Origin of the sequence: Enterococcus sp. DIV1421a (assembly GCF_051711025.1) — a bacterium.
Taxonomy (GTDB): domain Bacteria; phylum Bacillota; class Bacilli; order Lactobacillales; family Enterococcaceae; genus Enterococcus_B; species Enterococcus_B hirae.
The window spans coordinates 1,613,405-1,633,577 of record NZ_JBIOLU010000001.1 but is presented as its reverse complement, the minus strand read 5'-3'; the positions used below and the strand labels follow the sequence as shown (position 1 = coordinate 1,633,577).

Here is a 20,173-nt window from a genome sequence, read left to right as displayed (position 1 = left end):
GGTTTTATTGACAGAAAAGCAAGATGAATTACTCAAAATAAAAAAATTTGAAATCTAAATTTGTGATTTTTTCTTATTTTGGGATATTTTTTGGAACTCTTTTAGAAACTAAGAAAACGATTACATTTTTTGGTATGATTCACATGTAAAGAATAAAAATGAAAAAGGCGGGTTGGATATGAAATTCAAAAAATTAGTAGCAAGTGCGACGCTTTTAGCTTCAGCAGCAGTTTTGTTTGCGGGATGTGGGAGTTCCTCAAATTCAGCAACGAAAGATGAAAATAAAATCAGTGTTTGGGCATGGGATGAAACGTTTAATATCAAAGCAGTCAATGAAGCAAAAAAAGTCTATGACAATAAAGATGTCGAAGTGGATGTCGTTACGATGTCACAAGATGATATCGTACAAAAGTTAAACACAGCATTAGCCAGTGGAAATACGGATGGATTACCGAATATCGTGTTGATTGAGGATTATCGTATTCAAGGTTATTTGAATTCTTATCCGGACGCATTTTCTGAGTTAACCGATATCGTAGATGAATCCAATTTTGCTTCGTATAAATTTGCGGTTAATAAGATCGATGATCAAATTTATGGCGTCCCATTTGATTCAGGTGTTACGGCTAATTTTTATCGAACAGATGTATTAGAAGAAGCCGGTTACAGTCAAGCAGATATGCAGAATTTAAGTTGGGATGACTATTTACAAGTTGCTCGAGATGTTAAAGCAAAAACGGGTAAAAAAATTACTGAAGTGAATCCCTCAGATCTTGGACGTGTCCGTATGATCATGCAAGAAGCTGGTGAATGGTACACTTCGGAAGATGGAAAGACGGTTACGATCAAAGATAACCAATCATTGAAATATGGATTAAATCTATTTGCTACACTACTTAAAGAAGATCTAGTGGAACAAACTTCAGATTGGAATGCAGGTGTCACGGCCATTCAATCAGGGGCTGTTGCATCAAGTCCAATTGGTGCTTGGTATTCCTCAACGATCCAAGGTGCTGAAGATCAATCAGGGAAATGGGCAATTGCACCGACACCTTCATTACCTGCCAATATGCAAAAAGCACAAGCTTCTAATTTAGGCGGAGCTGGGTGGTATGTGATCAAAGGTGTTTCAGGCGAAGAAAATGCGAAAGACTTCTTGAAGAAGACCTTTGCGACTAACGAAGACTTGATGGGAACCTTAGCGAAAGAAATCGGGTTAGTTTCTACCATGTTAAGTGCAAAAGATCAACCAGCTTATCAAGAGTCTTCTGAATTCTATAGTGGTCAAAAGGTGTTTGAAGACTTTTCTAAATGGACAGCGGAAATTCCACAAGTTAATTATGGACAAGAAACCTATGCAATCGAAGCAGTTGTAGCAGAGTCATTACACCGAATCATCAATGGAGAAGATACTGATAAAGTCTTGGCAGATACGCAAAAACAAGTAGAAGCACAGTTAGCCAATTAAGCAGAGTGAAATGAATTGATTTAGAGTATCAAATTTGTGTTGGCTGGTGATTTTTGAACGGTCATCAGTCACACAAATTTGCTATCTCTTAAAAATAGTTTCAATCAATACCGTAGAATTTTCGTGAGGACGCTGTCAATTACTCAGACAATTAGTTAAGAGGGAGGATTTGTGAGACGATCCTTAAATGACAGATAAAACGAAGATGAACGTAACGAAAGTGAGCAAAGCAGATGAAACAAAAAGATTTTTTCAAGAACGGAAATGCGTTTCTTGTTTTACCAGTTCTGATGATCTCGATCATGGTGTTTATCCCAATGATTTTAGCGCTGATCACTTCATTTCAAAGTGGTCCCCCAGTTAATATGAGTTTTAATGGTTTGGGGAATTATCAACGCATGTTGAATGATGCGACCTTCAAAAAGGCTTTTTTTAACACCTTTTTATATTTATTGGTACAAGTACCGATTATGTTGTTTTTAGCTTTATTTGTCTCTAATTTATTAAATGATAAAAAGCTTAAAATGAAAGGATTCTTCCGGACAGCGATTTTTTTACCCTGTATCACATCCATGGTTAGCTATTCGCTTATTATGAAAAGCTTGTTTTCTCAATCGGGATTAGTGAATAATTTTTTGATGACGATCGGCTTGATCGATATGCCAATTGGCTGGCTGACTCATCCAGTTTGGGCGAAAGTATTAATCATCATTTCGATTACATGGCGTTGGACAGGTTATAACATGATTTTCTTTTTATCAGGAATGCAAAATATTGATCCGGCAATTTATGAAGCAGCAGAAATCGATGGCGCATCTAAGTGGCAACAATTGATCAAAGTCACGATTCCTAACTTAAAACCAATTATTTTGTTTACGTCAATCACATCAACGATCGGTACGTTGCAACTCTTTGATGAAGTACAAAATATTACGGGTGGTGGACCAGCAAATGCAACAACTACGCTATCTCAGTATATTTACAATTTAAGTTATAAATTTACACCGAATTTTGGTTATGCTGCGGCGGTTTCATTTGTGATCGTAGTCTTTATTGTACTGTTATCAATCATTCAAACGAAAGTCGGAGGTGAAAAAGCGTGATAGATCAAGCAGAAAACAAAGTACTTCTTAAAGAGAATGAAAAAAAAGCGACTAAAACATTCGATTGGTTAGCTGTTTTTAAATATGCCTCTTTGAGCGTGATTTCATTTATTTCGATTTTTCCTTTTGTTTGGATGATCTTAGGAATGACAAATACACCTATCGATATTACTGCCGGAAAATTAAAGATCGGTAGCCATTTAGTTGTCAACTTCCAGAATCTTTTTTCAAATGACTTAAACTTTGCACGCTCATTGTGGAATTCAGCTTTGATCGCTATTGTAACAACGGTCTTAGCTTTGTTGATTTCATCTATGGCTGGTTATGGGTTTGAGATCTATAAAAGTCGAAAAAAAGAACGATTATTTACGATTTTGCTTTTATCGATGATGGTTCCTTTTGCTGCGTTGATGATTCCTTTGTACCGCATGTTTTCTAACTTAAACGGAACGATCTTAGGGATTAATAGCTTCTTAGTCGTCATTTTGCCTTCAGTAAGTACAGCTTTTTTGATCTTCTTCTTTCGACAAAACGTTAAAGCGTTTCCTAAAGATTTAGTAGAAGCTGCACGTTTAGATGGATTAAAAGAATTAAGTATATTTTTCCGTGTCTACCTACCCACTGCTAAAAATACGTATGCAGCTGCTGCAATCATAACTTTTATGAGTAGCTGGAATAACTATCTTTGGCCTTTAGTTGCATTACAATCACCAGATAAGCGGACGGTCCCATTAGTTTTATCTGCCATGGGAGCCTCTTATACACCAGATTACGGAATGATTATGGCCGGGCTTGTGATTGCAACATTGCCAACAGCTATCGTGTTCTTTGTTTTACAAAAACAATTCGTTCAAGGAATGATCGGTTCTGTCAAGTAAACGCGACTCGATGATAAAATTAGTTTGGTATAAACTTTAAATGTATAGGAAAAGCTGTCCCACTAAGGGAGAGCTTTTTTTCTTTTTAAATAACATTTTATATTAAAAATATATTTATGTTTAATTATTTAAATAACTTTAATTATTATAGGTTGTAAGGATAAAAATTTATAAATATTATATTGTTGCTATTTATTTAGTTGTTATTTATAATTAAATTGTACAAAAGATAACGTTTTCGTAATGGGTGAATAATTATTTTTTGTTCATAAAATAATTTTAAGGAGTGAGGCAAATGAAAAAATATGCGGTTAGTCTGTTGTTGTTTGTGTTTGGTATCTTTGTACTTTCAGCCAATGTTGGGGCGCAAGAACTCACGTCAAAAGAGATTTTTAGTATTCCGGAGCCGACGTGGATCTTCAACTCAGGGATGAGTAAAGGGAAAAACCATGATCGTCAGGATCTAGGTTTTATCTTAAGCGAAAATACCGAATTGAGAATGAGACAGACAAATGCTCATTTCAAGAATAAGTTAAAATTGCGACTACTAGGAAACGATAAAAAGAATGAAAAAAGTATCGAAGTTGGATCAAATTGGGTAAGTATACGTGCAGATGAGCCCTTGGTTCCATTTATTGATACACCGTACGGAGAAGGATCAGCACAGATCGAATACGAAGTGGTGACTTCCAAAGAAATGAAAGCGTTACCTGTTTATGGATATCATGGGAATGAGACCATGTTTTTTTCAATGTGGGATACGGAGGATGCAGAGTATGCGCTAATTCAAGGAGTAGATTTCCAATTACTCGTACCCAAATTGGACAAAGAACTAGTGAGAAACTTAAAAGATTTTCCATCAATTGATGCGTTGATTGAGTATCATCACGGTATTTTTGCTTTATTTAACGGTATCGCTGGTTTTGATGGTTCCGCACCAGAAAATCAGAACGGCGCGAATCGTTACTTTTTAAAGGCAGATGATTCTGGTGCAGGTGCTGCTTATTATGGGGGTGATTGGACAGCTAATAGTGAACCTACGACAGATATGTGGTTGAAAGAACTAAGTTGGGCAACATTACATGAAATTGCTCACGGTTATCAAGCTGGTTTTGATGGGCAAGATATGTATACTGGCGAAGTGTCAAATAATTTATTTGGGGTCCGATATCAGTATGAAAAATATGGAAAAAAAGCAGATGACATCGGTTGGTTGTTTAATTTAGGTAAAAAAGAAGAAGTCGAAAACAAGCTATATGATAAGTTGATCCGTGATGGAGACACTTACCATGATGTCGATGTGCGTGAACAACTGATTTTATTAACGATGTTCAAACAAAAAGCTGGAAATGACTCCTTCACTAAGATATATCAGGAATACCGTAAAATGGCTAATCAGAGTGATTTCAAAGATTGGGAATATACATTACCCAATTTAATGAATCGTATCTACAGTGAAAATAGTAAGCAGGATTTTTCTGCTACCTTAAAAAAACGTGGGTTGTATCTTGATGAATTTCAAGCAGAAAAAAATCGTGTGGCAGGTTATCCAGCTGTGGCTTCATTGGCAGATATTGTCTCTGAAAATGAGTTGGTGCGTGCACGTCAATTGATTGACCCAAACTATTTGATCAATTCTAATTTTGAATTGGTTACTAACGAGGAAATCGCCTCTCTAGGGTTGGTTGGTGATTTGACCATTGAAATTCTTCCTAGCGATTTGAGTAACTTTGAAGGGCTCACAGTTGAATTAAAAGATGGAGCAACTATTATAGCGAGTCAACCAGTACAACAAAAAATGACATTTAAAAATATTCCTAATGGGGTCTATCATTTAGAATTTTCTGGTGAACAAATGAAGTATTATTTACCAAGCGAAAATTATGTTTATGTAAAGGAAACCCAAAACCATGCTTCTCTTTCATTAATCAAAGCTGATATCAGTAAGTTAGCCGATGAAGATCTTATCTTTTATGGCTTTAATGATCAATGGTCAGGTTCATTAAGAACGAATTTGAATTCAAGAGAAGCAACACTTACCTTAAATATGCCAAAACCTCATTATTTATTTAAAGATGAACTTTATGTAAAAGTGACTATCAAATCTCAGGATGGCAAAATTAGGTATGAAAAATCGATTAATGGAGACATACCTGAACGATTCACCGATGACCATTTGTTGCTTGAGATAGGAGATAGCATAGAAATCTACCATGCAGAAGCAAGAAATCGTTTGAAAGGTCCAGAAAATCTTATTAATCGTGGCCAAAATACTAACCACTGGCTAATTACGGAACATGGGTTAAAACACCTTGGATTAAACAATAATCCAGAAAAAGATCTTATGGAAAAAATTGAAAAATTAGGGAATTCATTAGTAAAAGCTGAGGGTATTAAACCGATGGCGTGGGAAAGATCAATGGCTAAAAAACAATTATGGACAGCCATACAATCTCTATCTCCAAAAGATACAGAACATTATATGTCCCAATATTATGTTTTGTTTAAATAGCATATGATGAGAAGTCAAGATGAGCAGTCAAAATTATCGAATTGATCGTCTTTAGCAAAAAACTTAGCACCTTAGAGGTTGAGACGAAAGTGTTAACTATCAAGTACCAAAAGAATACCGAAAATTGCCAAGAAACACAAACGCTAGTTTTTTCTGTCGATTGTTATCTACTTTGTGCTTCTCCAATTTTTGATTAATTTCGGCTTATCTTTCAAAAATGCTGCTTTTATCTCGTCGTGAACAAGAGCTCTTTAAACACCGTTTATTCATTTTTAGATATAATAGAAGATACTGGGACAAAAAAGTTGTCTCAGTATCTTCTTTTGTTTTATCACAAGCGTTTGGTTTTAGTGATGTAATACAAATAAGACCAGTATAAAATATTAGCTAAATGGCTATGCTAGTATAAATGACTTGAATGGATCCTAAGATTTACTCAATAATTTTTTAAAATAGCTTCTTTTATATAACAAACACTTCTTTTTTGATATAAAAATGGTTACGCTTTCATTAGAATGGAAATATCAAATAAAGGAGTGAGTAGAATGAAAAATAAATGTTGCATGATTACTTTGGCTTCTATTTTATTGTTAGGATGTGCTACACCAAGTATCGTTTACGGAAAGGAACAAGAGGGACTATTGGCAAGAACAAGCCTTGCATCTGTTTCTCAATCCCTCAACAAAGGAAACGAGGGTCAAGTAAAAACAACAACACTTGGACTATCTGACGATGAGCAAGCGATCATTCAAGCAATCGGTAAAGGCAAGAATTTCAAGGGAAAACTTTATTTAAATTATATCCGAGATAAAATAACTGAAGTTTTCAAAGAGTATAATGGAGATATTTTTAAACTTCTAAGTGAATTCTCTTCGTTGATATCAGACCAAATTTCAGAAGTGAATGTAAAAGAACGCTTTGATGTTAGTCCAGAAGTAATCAAACGTTTGATTACAATCAGTGCGATGTATGACATTGCTTTTGCAAAAGACAGTTGTTTTATGAGCTTGCTTGGTGCAGCGAATGATGGAACGGCACCTGCTGAGCCTACAGGTTTTTATCCTAATACCACTCAATTAGAAGGAACGACCGTAAATAAGCAAGATGGAAAATTAATGACGTTGAAATCTTATTATGTGGATCAAAAATCAGATGTAACGGTGATGATTCATGGTGGTTTTCGAGGAAATTGGAATTTAGGGACAGTAACGGATGAGTATAATATCTTTTACAATGCGGGCTATAATTTATTATTTGTAGACCCTCGTGCCACTGGAAACAGTGGGGGCGATTATGTCACTTATGGACAATATGAGTCAGATGATGTGCTCTATTGGATCAATCGAGAAGTAGGAACTAAGCCGACTCAAAAGATTTTACTTTATGGTGGCTCAATGGGGGCTGCAACTATGATGTCAACATTAGCTAAGGATATCCCAGCAAACGTAAAAGGAATCATCGAGAATTGCGGATTTAAATCAATTGATGAACAACTTAGATACACCTACAAAAATACCGTAGCGCCTTTATTAGGTTCAATATTTGGGGAAGAATTTGACATTGTAGCAGACGAAGAACATGAAGATCTATATATGGGATTGTTGAAAGAGTATTACTTTGACCAAGAATTAAAAATGAATGTGAATGAAAATCTACCTGAAATTGGTATGGCCACAACGATCCCCAAATTGATCATTCACGGAGATGCTGATCAAGTAGTTCCTCATGAAAATGCGGATGAGCTCTATGATCTTTCCGGGGGCTATAAAGTCAAGTTGATTGTAGCAGGAGCTGGACATGGGGAAGCCCAATCAGTTGATCCCGTAGCGTATCAAACATATGTCACTAATTTTCTAAATTATCTTTTTGGAAGTCAAAGACGCTAAGAAAAAATGATTGATCTTTCTGAGAAATGCGACGAAGTTTGACACGATCGAGAGAGTAGCGCCACGCATATTTAGGTTGATGAAATAAGCCGAAGAATCTAAAATCATTTCCTTGATTTTAGTGTTCTTCGGCTTGTTTTTACTACATTTACTCAAACCACAAGCAGTTACAAATACATACATGAAAGTATTGAACCTATCTGATTTCGATCAAGATAAATGGAGAACGACTTAGTAGTTAAGGCATTTTCAGACCAATGAATGGGCATAGTGGATACTTTTGTATTCTTTTGGGGTACAGCCGGCGACCTTTTTGAACACTTGAATAAAATGACTTTGACTAGAATAAGCAAGCAAGTGACTGATTTCATCGTAAGAATGATCTGTAAACAATAACAAATGTTTTGCTTCGGTTATCTTTTTTTCTTGAATGTATCCGTGAATGGTAATCCCCATTTCTTTTTTGAAGTGGCTGCAAATATGTGCCTTATGTTTTTCAGTGATGGCAGCTAACTCGTCGACGGTGATGCGTTCGTATAAATGATTATCAATGTGGTTGACAATCGTTTTTACTAACATGGATTTTTGAGCTAAAGGAAAATTATGAAGCAGTTCCATAAAACGGAAGGTTGCTTCTTTCATATATTGCAGACATTCTTTGACTGAGTGGATATAAATCAGTCCCTGAATCAAAGAGTCGGACAGACCAAAGGCTTGATTGATCGGTACGCCTTCTTCAATACTCATTCTGGTAACGATGGCTACGAACGAGGCAAATTTAAGTTTCAACCCTTCCAATTCAAAGGGGGATAAAGAGACTTTATAGGTTTCTTTCATTTTATTAAAGACCCAAATGACTTTTTCAGGTTCGTTTCGTTTAATGTAATCTAGATAGCGTAATTCAAAATGATACGAATCGAAGGTTTCTTTGTGGATCCGTCGATCATAAAGATTATTTTCCAGGCTGTAATCAGTGGATAGATTTTTTTTATTTTTTTCTTGTTGAAAGTACCAAATAAATTCTTCCTTTTTGGTTGGTCGCTGAGTCAGAATCGTGTGTAATAGTTGGATATATTCTTCAAATGAATACTTGTCTTCTTTGGAATAATGAATATTATAATGGTACTCATGTCCCATAAAAAAACAAGAGGTTTCTTTTGAACCGATAATACCGCAAGGGCCAATGATCATCTGATATTCCTTTTGATCAGATTTAAAACAAAAATAGCCGTATAAATAGGATGTTGTATGGTAAAGCTGGATCTGCTCTGTTTTTTTAAATGGAAAATAGGTACTGATCGTGATTGGTAAGTCTTCTAAATTTTTTGGATGGATGAGATATCCGTTTTCATCAAATAATAGCATCGGAATCAGATATTTTCGGTACAATAAATCCATAGTTATTTTAATCGTATCGGTAGTCATAATATAAATACTCCTTGTGACGAATTCTTTCTTTTTATTTTACACGAATAAATTTTATATAGCGCGAATATTTTGGTATAAATGCTAATTTTTTTATATAAAATTCGTTTTTTATTCTTTATAATCTGTTCTATAAAGCGGTTACAAAGGAGGCGCCGATGGAAGCAGATCAGTTACAAGCTTTGTTTGATCGATTATCTGTTCAGGAAAAAATCGCACAAACGATCCAACTGAATGGAAGTATTCTATCAGAAAATGATGTGATGAATACTGGGCCAATGGAAGAATTAGGATTACCTCAAGAGTTAGACGTATTTGAGATTGGCTCTATTTATAATATCAACGATCATCAAAAATTAAAAGAACTACAAACAAAAGTTTTAGCAAAAAGTAAACACAAGATACCCATGTTGTTTATGTCAGATGTCATCTATGGGTTTCGGACAATTTTCCCCATACCTCTAGCTCAAGCTGGTTCTTACGATTTTGAGTTAATCCAACAAGCAGCTAAGTTAACAGCAGAAGAAAGTTATTTAAATGGCTTACATGTCTTGTTTTCACCAATGTTAGATTTAGCGCGTGATCCACGTTGGGGGAGGGTTATGGAATCTCCAGGCGAAGATGTTTATACGGCGAAAGAGTTTGCAAAAAGTATCGTCAATGGTTATCAGGGAGATAGTGAGACAAAAATTCCAGAAAAACATGTAGCTGCATGTCTGAAGCACTTTGCAGCTTATGGATCACCGGAAGCAGGACGAGAATATCAAGCGGTAGATATGTCCCATCAACGGCTTTTCAATGAATATCTACAGCCTTATCAAGCAGCAATTGAAGCAAAATGTGAATTAGTAATGACTGCTTTTAATTTGTTGAATGGAGTTCCTGCAACTGGAAATGAATGGTTGAATCGAGAGATTTTACGTTCTCGCTTTGGGTTTGATGGCGTATTAGTTTCAGACTATGCAGCAATCAAAGAACTGATTCCTCACGGGTATGCCAAAGACGAAATAGATGCAGCCAAAAAGGCACTCATTGCAGGTGTTGATTTAGACATGATGACTTCGATTTATGCCAATCACCTGTCTGAATTAGTACAAGAGCCACGATTTATGCAACTTCTCGATGAAGCGGTGTGGCGTATTTTAATGCTAAAAAATAAATTGGGCTTATTTGAAAATCCTTATCGTGGCTTGGAAGAAGTGAATACTGGAGAAATCTTAACCGAAAAAGCTAAAGAAGCAGCAGTCGAGTTGGTTGAAAAAAGTTGTGTTCTTTTAAAAAATAATGACACACTTCCATTAGTACCAAATCAAAAAATTGCTGTGATCGGTCCATACGGCGAAAGTCCTCTCACTTTAGGTTTTTGGGCTTCAGTTAGCGGAAAGCCACAAGATACGGTTACTTTGAAGGAAGGATTGAGTCGCCATTTTGCGACAGATCACTTAATGTTTGCTAAAGGATACAATTTATTCGATTCTTATGATGGGTTTGGACCTCTGAAAAAAGGAATGGAATTATTGAATGGGCCAATTGCAGAAGAGGAATCATTAATGGAAGAAGCTTACCAGATTTCTCAAAAAGCTGATGTGATTGTATTAACATTTGGCGAACAATTTCTCGAAAGTGGTGAAGGAGCTTCTAAAGCTCACTTACAGATTTCAAAAAAACAACAACGTTTGATCAAAAAATTACATGAATTAAATAAACCAATTATAGGCGTACTATATACCGGTCGACCGCTAGTCTTAACGGATGTAGAAAAATATTTCGATAGTTTATTACTTGTCTGGTTTCCTGGAACGATGGGTGGGATCGGAATCGCTAATTTACTTGCTGGTAAAGTCAGTCCTTCTGCTCGTCTATCGATGACGTTTCCTAGAAGTGAAGGACAACTACCGATTTATTATGCTCAGACCTCCACAGGCAGACCAATATCAACAAGCAATCATTCTGAGCGTTTTGTCTCAAAATATATCGATGAATCCAATGATCCGCTATTCAAATTTGGAACGGGAATGAGTTACGCCTCATTCGAAAGTCAATTACTGAGAAGTGAGCCAAAAGACCAATTTATTGAGATCAATTATTTAGTGAAAAATCGATCGGATGTTTCAGCAGAAACAGTGACACATGTTTATCTTCATCAAGAATATGCTTCGATTGTGCAACCGGAAAAACGATTGGTCAGCAGTCAGCGAATCTATTTAGAAGCAAATCAAGAAAAGCAAGCAAGAATCAATATTCCAATTTCTGACTTAGCTATCTTTGATAATAATGGAAATAGTTGGATAGAAGAAGGTGTCTACCATTTTTATTTAAATGTCGACGGGTTAGAAAGTGTTACCACATGGGAATATAAACAATAGGGGGATTACGATGGAAAAATTAGAAGCGTTTTTAGGAAGTAAGTTATTACCATTATCGCAAAAATTACAACAAAATAAAGTGTTAGCTGCTTTGATGGAAGGGTTTATTCGTACGAGTCCAATCACTTTGGGGATTGCGCTGATTACGATCGTAGGGAACTTCCCAATTCCTGGTTGGATCGATTATTTGACTTCATTAGGTATTTACCCACATGTAGAAGCTATTACAAATGGTGCAACTGGGGTATTTTCATTGTATGTCGTTTATAGTCTGGCTTTTTCTTATGCAAAACAACTGGGGACGAATGAGCGAAACGCAGCAATTATTTCTTTAGCTAGTTTTGTGATGTTGATGCCTCAAACTGTCGCAACAATGGCTATGCAAAATGGAGAGGCTGTAGACTCTACGATTGCAGCATTACGCTTAGATTTCTTAGGCGGACAAGGCTTGTTTATTGGAATGATCGTTGCGTTAGTGGTTACTCAACTTTATGCTTATCTATCGAAAAAAAATATTGTGCTTAAATTACCAGATAGCGTACCTCCGATGGTTACGCAATCATTGGCACCGGTCTTTGTTGTAACAATCATCTTTGTCCTTGTATTTATTCTGCGTATCTTATTTGGTTTGACAAAATCTGGCTCGATTTTTCAATTCTTTATCGATGTGATCAATGCACCGCTTAACGCGTTGGTTGCTAGTCCATTATCAATTATTATTATCATGGAAGTATTAGCTGTCCTTTGGTTCTTTGGGATTCACAACGCAGTTTTACAAGGACCATTAGGAGCAATCAGTATGACGATGGTTGTCTCAAATATCGCAGCTTTCCAAAAAAATGAAGCTTTGCCTTACTTGATTCCTTCTGTGATCTACATGGGAATGTACGCTGCAGGCTTCATGGGATTTGTGACGTTCTTTATGATTCGTAGTAAATCTGCCAAAATGAAACAACTTGGGAAATTATCCGTCATTCCTGCCATTTTCAACATTACGGAACCCTTGATGTTTGGTATGCCGATTATTTTAAACCCATTGTTTTTCATTCCACAAGTCTTTACACAGTTGATCGCAGGCTTTGTGACGTGGGGATTAACCACAACCATTTTACCGATTTCATTGAACCCAATGATAAGTTTATTGCCTTGGACGACACCAACTTTTGTTAAGATGCCACTTTCTGGTGGGATAAATTATACAATCTTGATGGTTATTTGCATGGGCATCGGGATCTTGATGTGGTATCCATTTATCAAGATTGCTGACAAAAAAGAGTATGAATTAGAATTAAAAGCAGAAGCCGAAGCTAAGGAAGCAAAAGAAAAGATGGCTGGTGTGATTGCAGAAGAAGTTCAAGCATAATGGAGGAGAGCAAATGGTCGTTTTAGGGATTGATATTGGAGGGACGATGATCAAGACCGCTCTGATTTCTCAGAATGAAGTTTCTTTTAAAAAGCGTTTTCCAACACCTTCAGATAAAGAGCAATTTCAACGATTATTATCACAAATGATTCGTGACTATCAAGAAATCCAATCATTCCATAAAATTGCTTTTTCAGTACCTGGATCGGTTGATCAGTCTGGGACAGTTCGCTTCGGCGGTGCTGTTCCTTATCTGGATCAACTCCAATTGCAATCGTTTTTAGAGTTGGAGAATTTCGAAGTGTTCGTTGAAAATGATGCCAAAGCTGCTACTTCCTGTGAAATGAAATATGGCAATTTAAAAGGGATCCAACAAGCCGCAGCAATTATTTTGGGAACTGGAGTTGGCATGGGCATTTGTATCAATGGACAGCTTTATAAAGGAACGCACATGCAAGCCGGTGAAATTAGCTTTATGATCCGTGATCGTCAGATTACTGGTAAAAACTCGTTTGTAGGTATGGGTCTGTCGGCTGTTTGGTTGATCAAACAATTAGCTGAATTATTAAAAGTAGACAACGAGGGCGAACAGGTCTTTGCTGCCTTAAAAGACAGTGAGAATGAGTCAGCCAAAGCTTTATTTCATGATTATTGTAAACAGGTTGCTTTTCTTTGTTTCAATGTTCAAACGCTGCTAGATGTTGAAAAGATCGTCATTGGTGGAGGAATCAGTCAACAAGAATATTTGGTCCAGACGATTCAACAAGCTTATCGAGAGCTGTTTACAGTAGCGCCAATCATCAAAAAAACATTACAACCAATGACGATTGAAGCAGCAAAATTTCAAGCAGACGCCAATTTAATTGGTGCGGCCATAAAGGAGAATGAAGATGAAAAATAAATTTCCAACAGATTTTTTATGGGGAGCTTCTACCAGTGCTTATCAAGTAGAAGGCGCTTGGAATGAAGAGGGGAAAGAACCATCTGTTCAGGATATCAAGTCTATCCCAGAAGGAACGACTGATTTTAAAGTTGCCTCTGACCACTACCATCGATTGGAAGAAGATGTCCTTTTATTTAAAGAGTTAGGACTAAAAGCTTATCGTTTTTCGATTTCATGGAGTCGTGTAATGCCTAATGGAAAAGTGAATCCAGCTGGTATTGCTTTTTACAAACGTTTGATTGAGTTATTGAAAGAAAATGATATCCAACCAATCGTAACTGTTTTCCATTTTGATTTGCCTGCGTCCATTGCCGAAAAAGGTGGTTGGGAAAATAGAGAAACGATTCAAGCTTTTGCGGATTATTGTCAGGTATTATTTGACCATTTTGGGCAAGATGTTCCACTTTGGCAAACAATCAATGAACAAAATGTCATGGCATTGGCTGGTTCTGTAATTGGGACAAGTAATAAAAGTATGAAAGAAAAATTCCAAGAAAACCATCATATGTTAGTCGCACAAGCCCTCGTGACCAGTAATTACCACAAAGGGAATTATAACGGCAAAATTGGACCAGCACCTAACATCGCCAGTGTGTATCCTGCTTCAGATAAACCAGAGGATCAGATGGCCGCTTTATATATGAGTGCGCTTAGAAATTGGCTCTTTTTAGATGTTGCTGTTTTTGGGAAGTACAATCATAATGCTTGGCATTTATTAGAGAAGATTGGTGCGGAACCAGTGATTACTGCAGAAGATCAAACAATTTTAGCAGAAGGAACAGGAGACTACATTGCATTTAACTACTATAATACAATGACCGTCTCCAGTTATTTTGCCAAAGAACAAAAAATAGATCAGCAATCCGGTTTTGGGATTCCAGGATTCTTTCAAACAGTCGAAAATCCACATTTACCAATGACGGAATTTGGCTGGCCTATTGATCCAGAAGGGTTTCGTTTTACTTTAAATGAAATTTATTCTCGCTATCGCTTACCACTCTTGGTGACAGAAAATGGGATCGGTGCATCAGAACAACTCATTGACGGGAAAATCCATGATGATTATCGGATTGATTATTTACATCAACACATCCAGCAAATGGCTTTAGCGATTGAAGATGGCGTTGAGGTGATCGGTTATTGCCCATGGAGTGCGATTGATTTGATCAGTACCCATGAAGGAATCAATAAAAGGTACGGATTTATCTATGTCAATCGGACCGATGAAGAGTTACTCGATTTAGCACGGTATAAAAAGGATAGCTTTTATTGGTATCAACAAGTGATTGAGGAAAATGGCTTAGGAGAATGAAGCAATGAGAACAAAAGAAATTATTTTTGATCGCAAGGCAAATACCGGTCTCAAGCTTTACTTACAAGAAGAATTGTTTGAATCGCAGCCAATCGAAAAACGTCCGTTTATTTTAGTGATTCCTGGGGGTGGGTATTCTTTTTGTAGTGAAAGAGAAGGGGAACCGATCGCATTAAGCTTTCTGTCAAAGGGCTATCATGCAGGTGTTTTACATTATCATGTAGGAGAACATCGTCATTTTCAAAAAGCATTGTCTGATGGACAAAAAGCAATGGAATTACTTCAAGAATGTGCGGAAGAATGGCAGATTGATCGTCATAAGATTGCGGTCATTGGCTTTTCAGCAGGTGGGCATTTAGCAGCAGCCATGTCGACAATGTTAGCGACTAAACCCGCTCTATGTTTATTAGGTTATCCAGCTATCCTCTCTTCTTTTTCAGAGGTCATGGGTATTTCTGCTCCTTCTTTGGAAGAATGCGTGACGAGTGATACGCCGCCGACGTTTTTATTCTCCACATTTGAAGATTCGATCGTTCCTATCGAAAATTCCTTACTATATTTACGTGCGTTAGAAGAAAATGATGTTCCTTTTGAATCACATATTTTTCAAAAAGGACCTCATGGACTTTCTTTGGCAACTAAGTGGTACCGCACATCTGATGAAGTGACAGACGAACGTTTTGCTCGCTGGTTTCCATTTGCGATGGAATGGATGGAATCACAGTGGGAACAACAAGAAAAAGGCAACGAATTTTCGACCAGAGAGATCATCGACATACCGATTTTTCAACTCGTAAAAGAGGCAGAAAATCAGCAAGTTCTCCAACGATTTTTCCCTAGCTGGCAAGATCCTAGTCGTTTCAAATTGGTAAAAAGACTTAATTTAAAGCAATTACGGCGAATGATTCCAGATCAAATGACGAATGAACGATTTGAACAATTGATCGATGGATTGAATCGACCAAAGGAGGAGCATTGAATGCAAGCTTACCTTGTCCATGAAAGTTATAAAGCGACCAACCGTCTGACGGCTGAACAGCCTCAGGAACTTACGGAGTTAACTTTTTATAAGAACAGTAAAAATGCTTGTCAGTTACTACTTCATGACGGGCGAAAAAACCATTTCGTACTATCGGATGAATTTTCGATACCAGATGCTATTGAGATACCGATTTATCGTATCGCTATCGAATCCTCGTTACCAGTAAAAGCTCAATTTATTGACTATTATTTAGGCAACGAAGATATATTGTATGCTGATAAGTTGTTAGAACAAACAGTGAAAACTTATTCAGGCGATCGTTATGCGCCAATTTATCTGGAATTTCCTTTGGATACTGAAATCAAGTCTGGCAGCTATTCACTAGAAATAACAGTTTACCGTTCATATTTGACAGCCGGTGACGAAGAAGTAGTGACGAAAAAATTAATGATTGACGTTTCAGATTATTGTTTTCCAGATAACGTGACTCAGAAATTTAATTTGGACATCTGGCAACAACCGTCTAATTTAGCGAGAAGTTTTCAAGTCCCACTTTGGAGTGAGACTCATTTCCGATTGATTCGCGAAATGGCTGCCAGTTTAGCAGCTATTGGGCAAAAAGCGGTAACGGTGATCGCAGGCGAGATCCCTTGGAAAGGTTGGTTCAATTATATCGTCAAAGACTATCCAGCGAATCTCTATGAATATTCAATGATCAAAGTCAAGAAGGATATCAAAGGAGAATTGACGTGTGATTTCACCATTTTAGATCGCTATCTTCAAACAATGGCAGAAGCAGGTATCGATCAAGAAATCAACGTCTTTGGTTTGTTAGGTGTGTGGCAAGTACCATTCTTCCCATTGATCCAACAGTTAGATTACCCTGAAAAAATCGTGGTTCGCTATTTTGATGAAGCCTTGCAAAAGATCGGATTCATCGAAAACAAAAATGAATTGAAGTCCTATTTCAACCAATTATTTGAGCATTTCAAAGAGATTGGGGTATGGGACAAAGTCAGGATTATCTCTGATGAGCCGAAGATTCACGAAATAGACACCTTTAAAGCTTCATTAGCAGAATTAAAGTCAGTGGATACTAGTGTTCAGATAAAAGTCGCTTTTGATAAAGAAAACGTCTTGGAACAATTGCTGCCAGATGTCGATTTTCCGGTCACTTCTTTTTATTGTACGTGCAACCATTATCAGCAGTTAACACAAAGCCATCCAGGAAAGACACAATATTATATTTGTAATTATCCTGATCGTCCGAATACCTTTTTACACAGCTCATTACTAGAGACTCGTATCCAAGGAATTTTAGCGCATTGCTTCAAAACAGATGGTATGCTGCGTTGGGCATATAATTGCTGGCCAGAAAATGTGCGAGAAGATATCCGCTATAATACTAGTTCGTTACCGATCGGTGATACTTGTCTCATTTATCCTAGCTATTCTGGACAGTTATTGTTGTCTTTACGTTACAAACAATTGCAAAGAGGAATTGAAGATTTTTACTTGGTCAAAGAAGCAGTGAAAAAGAATCCGATTGTCGCACAACAATTGTTAGATGCATTTCTAGGCAGCAGCGAACCAAAAGAATGGATGCAAGATAGCCATACAAGCAACCAACGTTTGTTTAATCAACAGGCAGACGAATACGAAGCAATTCGAAAACAATTGATTGCTTCCTTGTCTTAGAGCTGAGTACTTGTTTTGTGGTTACTTCCCACAGGTGAAACAAGAAGAGACTCTTAGTTCCAGACGCTTTTTGATCACCTTGCTAAACAACATGCCTTTCTTTTAAAATCAAGCCCCAAAATTTGAAAAGTTCGTTCTGATTTTTCATTCTTGATTTAAGGCATTGTTGCTTATAACATAAAGAGAAGCCAAAGGAGCCGAAACCAAGTTTGATTTTCGCTCCATTTGGCTTCTTTTTATGGTAATGTCATATTTGAGTATTTTTTTATTGAAAAAAATAACAGCGTTTACCTGTTCTGCTCGTAACTTGTGAAGGAATCAGGTAAAATAGAGTAAAGGAGGAGGATATATGCTAAAAAATTTAAAAGAAGTTGTTATCGCCATTTTACCAATGACGCTTTTAATTGTTATTTTAACTTTTATTTTCGCACCGCTTGACTCAGATGAAATGATTTCTTTTTTGTTTGGGGCAGGGATTATGATGATTGGCATGACACTATTTTTATTTGGCGCCGATTATTCGATGATGGAAGTCGGGCGATTAGTGGGAAAATATATGATCAAAAAGAAAAGTCTCACAATCCTCATTGCTTTAGGATTTATGATTGGAATTGTAATCACGATCGCAGAACCTTCCGTTCAAGTGTTGGGACAACAAGTCAATCAGATTTCTGAAGGAAAGATTGGCCGAGTGTTGTTAATTGGAATTGTAAGCGTTGGCACAGGTGTCTTTTTAGCGTTTGCTCTTTTACGGGTTGTCTTCAAATTATCTTATTATCAATTGATGGCGATTGGTTATGTTGGTGTATTAGTCGCTTCATTTTTTACAAGTAATGAATTTATGCCGATTGCTTTTGATTCTGGAGGCGTTACGACTGGACCGATTACCGTTCCTTTTATTCTAGCATTAGCTGGCGGACTGACTAGTATGATTCGTCAAGAAACGAGTGCCAATGATAGCTTTGGGATGGTTGGGATTGCATCTTTAGGTCCAATTCTGGCAGTAATGATTTTAGGGGTGATTTTTCAATGAAGATAGTCCAAGAATTATTCTCGGGGATAGAAATCATTTCCTATGAGGTGTTAATCGCCATATCGCCGATCATACTATTATTCTTAGTCATGAACTTCCTGAGCTTTCAGATGAGTAAAGAACGTTTCTGGGCTATTATCAAGGGCTTTTTGATCACTACTGTCGGATTGATCTTATTCCTGCATGGTGTCGATCTGGCTTACGTTCCTGTTGGACAACATCTAGGTAGTGTACTTGCTAGTTTAGAACATAATCAGCTTTTGATACCTTTAGGGTTCTTGATGGGGTTTTTAGTTGGTTTCGCAGAACCAGCGATCCATGTCATGGTTAAACAAGTGGAAGAGTTGAGTGAGGGAAGAATCAAAGCAAAAATCATGTTAGCAGTCATCTCTATTGGGATTGGCTTAGCAGTTGGGTTATCTATGTGGCGTTTATTAGTTGGTTTTTCTCTCTACTATTTTTTGATTCCAGGATATGGCTTAGCTTTTATTTTAGGACGCAAGGTTGATAAAATTTTTCTTGCTATGGCATTTGATAACGGAGGGGTAGCGACTGGCCCCATGTGTTCCACGTTCATTTTATCGATGTGTGTGGCAATCGCCACGCAAATTGAAGGAAGAGATCCGATTATTGATGGATTTGGAGTAGTGGCTATGATTGCATTGACGCCCATATTATCGACATTGGTTCTAGGCTATATCTACAAAAGGAAAGATGAAAAAGATAAACAAGCCAAACACAAATTACAACAGTTGGAGGGAAAAAAATGAAAGATCCTGTAGCGTTGAATCTGAATATGATCGTCACGATTGTTGATGGGGGAATGGGGTACGAAGTGATTAAGTTTTCAAAAACCGCCGGAGCAGCTGGAGGTACGATACTCCATGGGCGTGGATCAGGGATTCATGATTCTAGTAATTTTTTAGGTCTGGAAATCTCACCTGAAAAAGATATTGTGTTAACCCTCGTACCTGATAGTTTAACCAATCAAGTCATGGAGACGATTGGTCAGGGAATCAACATTGATGTTCCAGGAAATGGTATTTGTTTTAGTATTGATGTCGATAAAGTCATTGGGATCACTAAAATCCACCAATATCGGGAAGTGATCGAGATGAAAGAATTGATGGAAAAAGAGGAGTGAATCTGCAATCGCTCAGGTGGTTTCATTGTTTTAAGGAGAATTTGATGAATTACTAAATTT

At 37.0% G+C, this 20,173-nt stretch carries 14 protein-coding genes and 1 pseudogene; 14 read left to right on the top strand and 1 reads right to left on the bottom strand.

All coding sequences use genetic code 11. From position 1 onward, the window contains the following. Positions 1–178: 178 nt before the first annotated feature. From IGK21_RS07465 to IGK21_RS07445, 5 genes and pseudogenes are all read left to right on the top strand, one after another. A complete protein-coding gene (locus IGK21_RS07465) occupies positions 179–1,468 on the top strand; it encodes an ABC transporter substrate-binding protein (RefSeq protein WP_096709043.1) in 1,290 nt (429 codons plus the stop codon). 233 nt (positions 1,469–1,701) lie between these two features. Next, a complete protein-coding gene (locus IGK21_RS07460) occupies positions 1,702–2,571 on the top strand; it encodes a carbohydrate ABC transporter permease (RefSeq protein WP_010719005.1) in 870 nt (289 codons plus the stop codon). Further along, positions 2,568–3,449: a carbohydrate ABC transporter permease gene (locus tag IGK21_RS07455; RefSeq protein ID WP_010719006.1), complete on the top strand. Its 882-nt coding sequence runs from the start codon at positions 2,568–2,570 to the stop codon at positions 3,447–3,449. The genes IGK21_RS07460 and IGK21_RS07455 overlap by 4 nt, the downstream gene beginning before the upstream one ends. A 295-nt stretch (positions 3,450–3,744) precedes the next feature. Further along, positions 3,745–5,961, top strand: coding sequence for a putative mucin/carbohydrate-binding domain-containing protein (locus IGK21_RS07450; RefSeq protein ID WP_181915029.1), 2,217 nt, complete (start codon positions 3,745–3,747; stop codon positions 5,959–5,961). Positions 5,962–6,608: 647 nt separating this feature from the next. Then, positions 6,609–7,838, top strand: a pseudogene (locus IGK21_RS07445) (alpha/beta hydrolase); the annotation flags it as partial. A 258-nt stretch (positions 7,839–8,096) separates the two neighbouring features. On the opposite strand, the gene IGK21_RS07440 reads toward IGK21_RS07445, so the two are convergent. Further along, positions 8,097–9,272 (bottom strand): helix-turn-helix transcriptional regulator, encoded by a 1,176-nt coding sequence (locus tag IGK21_RS07440; RefSeq protein WP_081127492.1) that lies wholly within the window; start codon positions 9,270–9,272, stop codon positions 8,097–8,099. Positions 9,273–9,430: 158 nt separating this feature from the next. Between IGK21_RS07440 and IGK21_RS07435 the strand changes: the two genes are divergently transcribed. The 9 genes from IGK21_RS07435 (at position 9,431) to IGK21_RS07395 (ending at position 20,113) form a co-directional block, all read left to right on the top strand. Then, entirely contained in the window at positions 9,431–11,638 is a 2,208-nt protein-coding gene (locus IGK21_RS07435) for a glycoside hydrolase family 3 N-terminal domain-containing protein (protein ID WP_181915027.1), read from the top strand. A gap of 10 nt (positions 11,639–11,648) precedes the next feature. Then, positions 11,649–13,001, top strand: a complete 1,353-nt coding sequence (locus IGK21_RS07430) for a PTS sugar transporter subunit IIC (RefSeq protein WP_010719011.1) — start codon at positions 11,649–11,651, stop codon at positions 12,999–13,001. A gap of 13 nt (positions 13,002–13,014) precedes the next feature. Further along, positions 13,015–13,902, top strand: a complete 888-nt coding sequence (locus tag IGK21_RS07425; protein WP_181915026.1) for an ROK family protein — start codon at positions 13,015–13,017, stop codon at positions 13,900–13,902. Beyond that, on the top strand, positions 13,892–15,256 hold the full coding sequence (locus IGK21_RS07420; RefSeq protein WP_181915025.1) for a glycoside hydrolase family 1 protein: 1,365 nt from the start codon (positions 13,892–13,894) through the stop codon (positions 15,254–15,256). Before IGK21_RS07425 ends, IGK21_RS07420 begins: the two co-directional genes overlap by 11 nt. 4 nt (positions 15,257–15,260) lie before the next feature. Continuing rightward, positions 15,261–16,235, top strand: coding sequence for an alpha/beta hydrolase (locus IGK21_RS07415; protein ID WP_181915024.1), 975 nt, complete (start codon positions 15,261–15,263; stop codon positions 16,233–16,235). Continuing rightward, positions 16,236–17,936 (top strand): DUF4091 domain-containing protein, encoded by a 1,701-nt coding sequence (locus IGK21_RS07410; RefSeq protein WP_181915023.1) that lies wholly within the window; start codon positions 16,236–16,238, stop codon positions 17,934–17,936. A gap of 349 nt (positions 17,937–18,285) precedes the next feature. Further along, positions 18,286–18,969 (top strand): DUF1538 domain-containing protein, encoded by a 684-nt coding sequence (locus IGK21_RS07405; RefSeq protein ID WP_010737694.1) that lies wholly within the window; start codon positions 18,286–18,288, stop codon positions 18,967–18,969. Beyond that, the gene (locus IGK21_RS07400; RefSeq protein WP_010719018.1) at positions 18,966–19,739 is read left to right on the top strand and encodes a DUF1538 domain-containing protein; all 774 of its coding nucleotides are present in this window, start codon (positions 18,966–18,968) and stop codon (positions 19,737–19,739) included. Before IGK21_RS07405 ends, IGK21_RS07400 begins: the two co-directional genes overlap by 4 nt. Continuing rightward, positions 19,736–20,113, top strand: a complete 378-nt coding sequence (locus IGK21_RS07395; protein ID WP_010719019.1) for a P-II family nitrogen regulator — start codon at positions 19,736–19,738, stop codon at positions 20,111–20,113. Before IGK21_RS07400 ends, IGK21_RS07395 begins: the two co-directional genes overlap by 4 nt. The last annotated feature ends 60 nt before the right edge of the window (positions 20,114–20,173 follow it).

Bases quoted from the DNA above. Each gene is read 5' to 3' on its own strand.
- IGK21_RS07465 (WP_096709043.1), top strand. From the start codon at position 179: ATGAAATTCAAAAAATTAGTAGCAAGTGCGACGCTTTTAGCTTCAGCA.
- IGK21_RS07460 (WP_010719005.1), top strand. From the start codon at position 1,702: ATGAAACAAAAAGATTTTTTCAAGAACGGAAATGCGTTTCTTGTTTTA.
- IGK21_RS07450 (WP_181915029.1), top strand. From the start codon at position 3,745: ATGAAAAAATATGCGGTTAGTCTGTTGTTGTTTGTGTTTGGTATCTTT.
- IGK21_RS07440 (WP_081127492.1), bottom strand. From the start codon at position 9,272: ATGACTACCGATACGATTAAAATAACTATGGATTTATTGTACCGAAAA.
- IGK21_RS07435 (WP_181915027.1), top strand. From the start codon at position 9,431: ATGGAAGCAGATCAGTTACAAGCTTTGTTTGATCGATTATCTGTTCAG.
- IGK21_RS07430 (WP_010719011.1), top strand. From the start codon at position 11,649: ATGGAAAAATTAGAAGCGTTTTTAGGAAGTAAGTTATTACCATTATCG.
- IGK21_RS07425 (WP_181915026.1), top strand. From the start codon at position 13,015: ATGGTCGTTTTAGGGATTGATATTGGAGGGACGATGATCAAGACCGCT.
- IGK21_RS07420 (WP_181915025.1), top strand. From the start codon at position 13,892: ATGAAAAATAAATTTCCAACAGATTTTTTATGGGGAGCTTCTACCAGT.
- IGK21_RS07415 (WP_181915024.1), top strand. From the start codon at position 15,261: ATGAGAACAAAAGAAATTATTTTTGATCGCAAGGCAAATACCGGTCTC.
- IGK21_RS07410 (WP_181915023.1), top strand. From the start codon at position 16,236: ATGCAAGCTTACCTTGTCCATGAAAGTTATAAAGCGACCAACCGTCTG.
- IGK21_RS07405 (WP_010737694.1), top strand. From the start codon at position 18,286: ATGCTAAAAAATTTAAAAGAAGTTGTTATCGCCATTTTACCAATGACG.
- IGK21_RS07400 (WP_010719018.1), top strand. From the start codon at position 18,966: ATGAAGATAGTCCAAGAATTATTCTCGGGGATAGAAATCATTTCCTAT.
- IGK21_RS07395 (WP_010719019.1), top strand. From the start codon at position 19,736: ATGAAAGATCCTGTAGCGTTGAATCTGAATATGATCGTCACGATTGTT.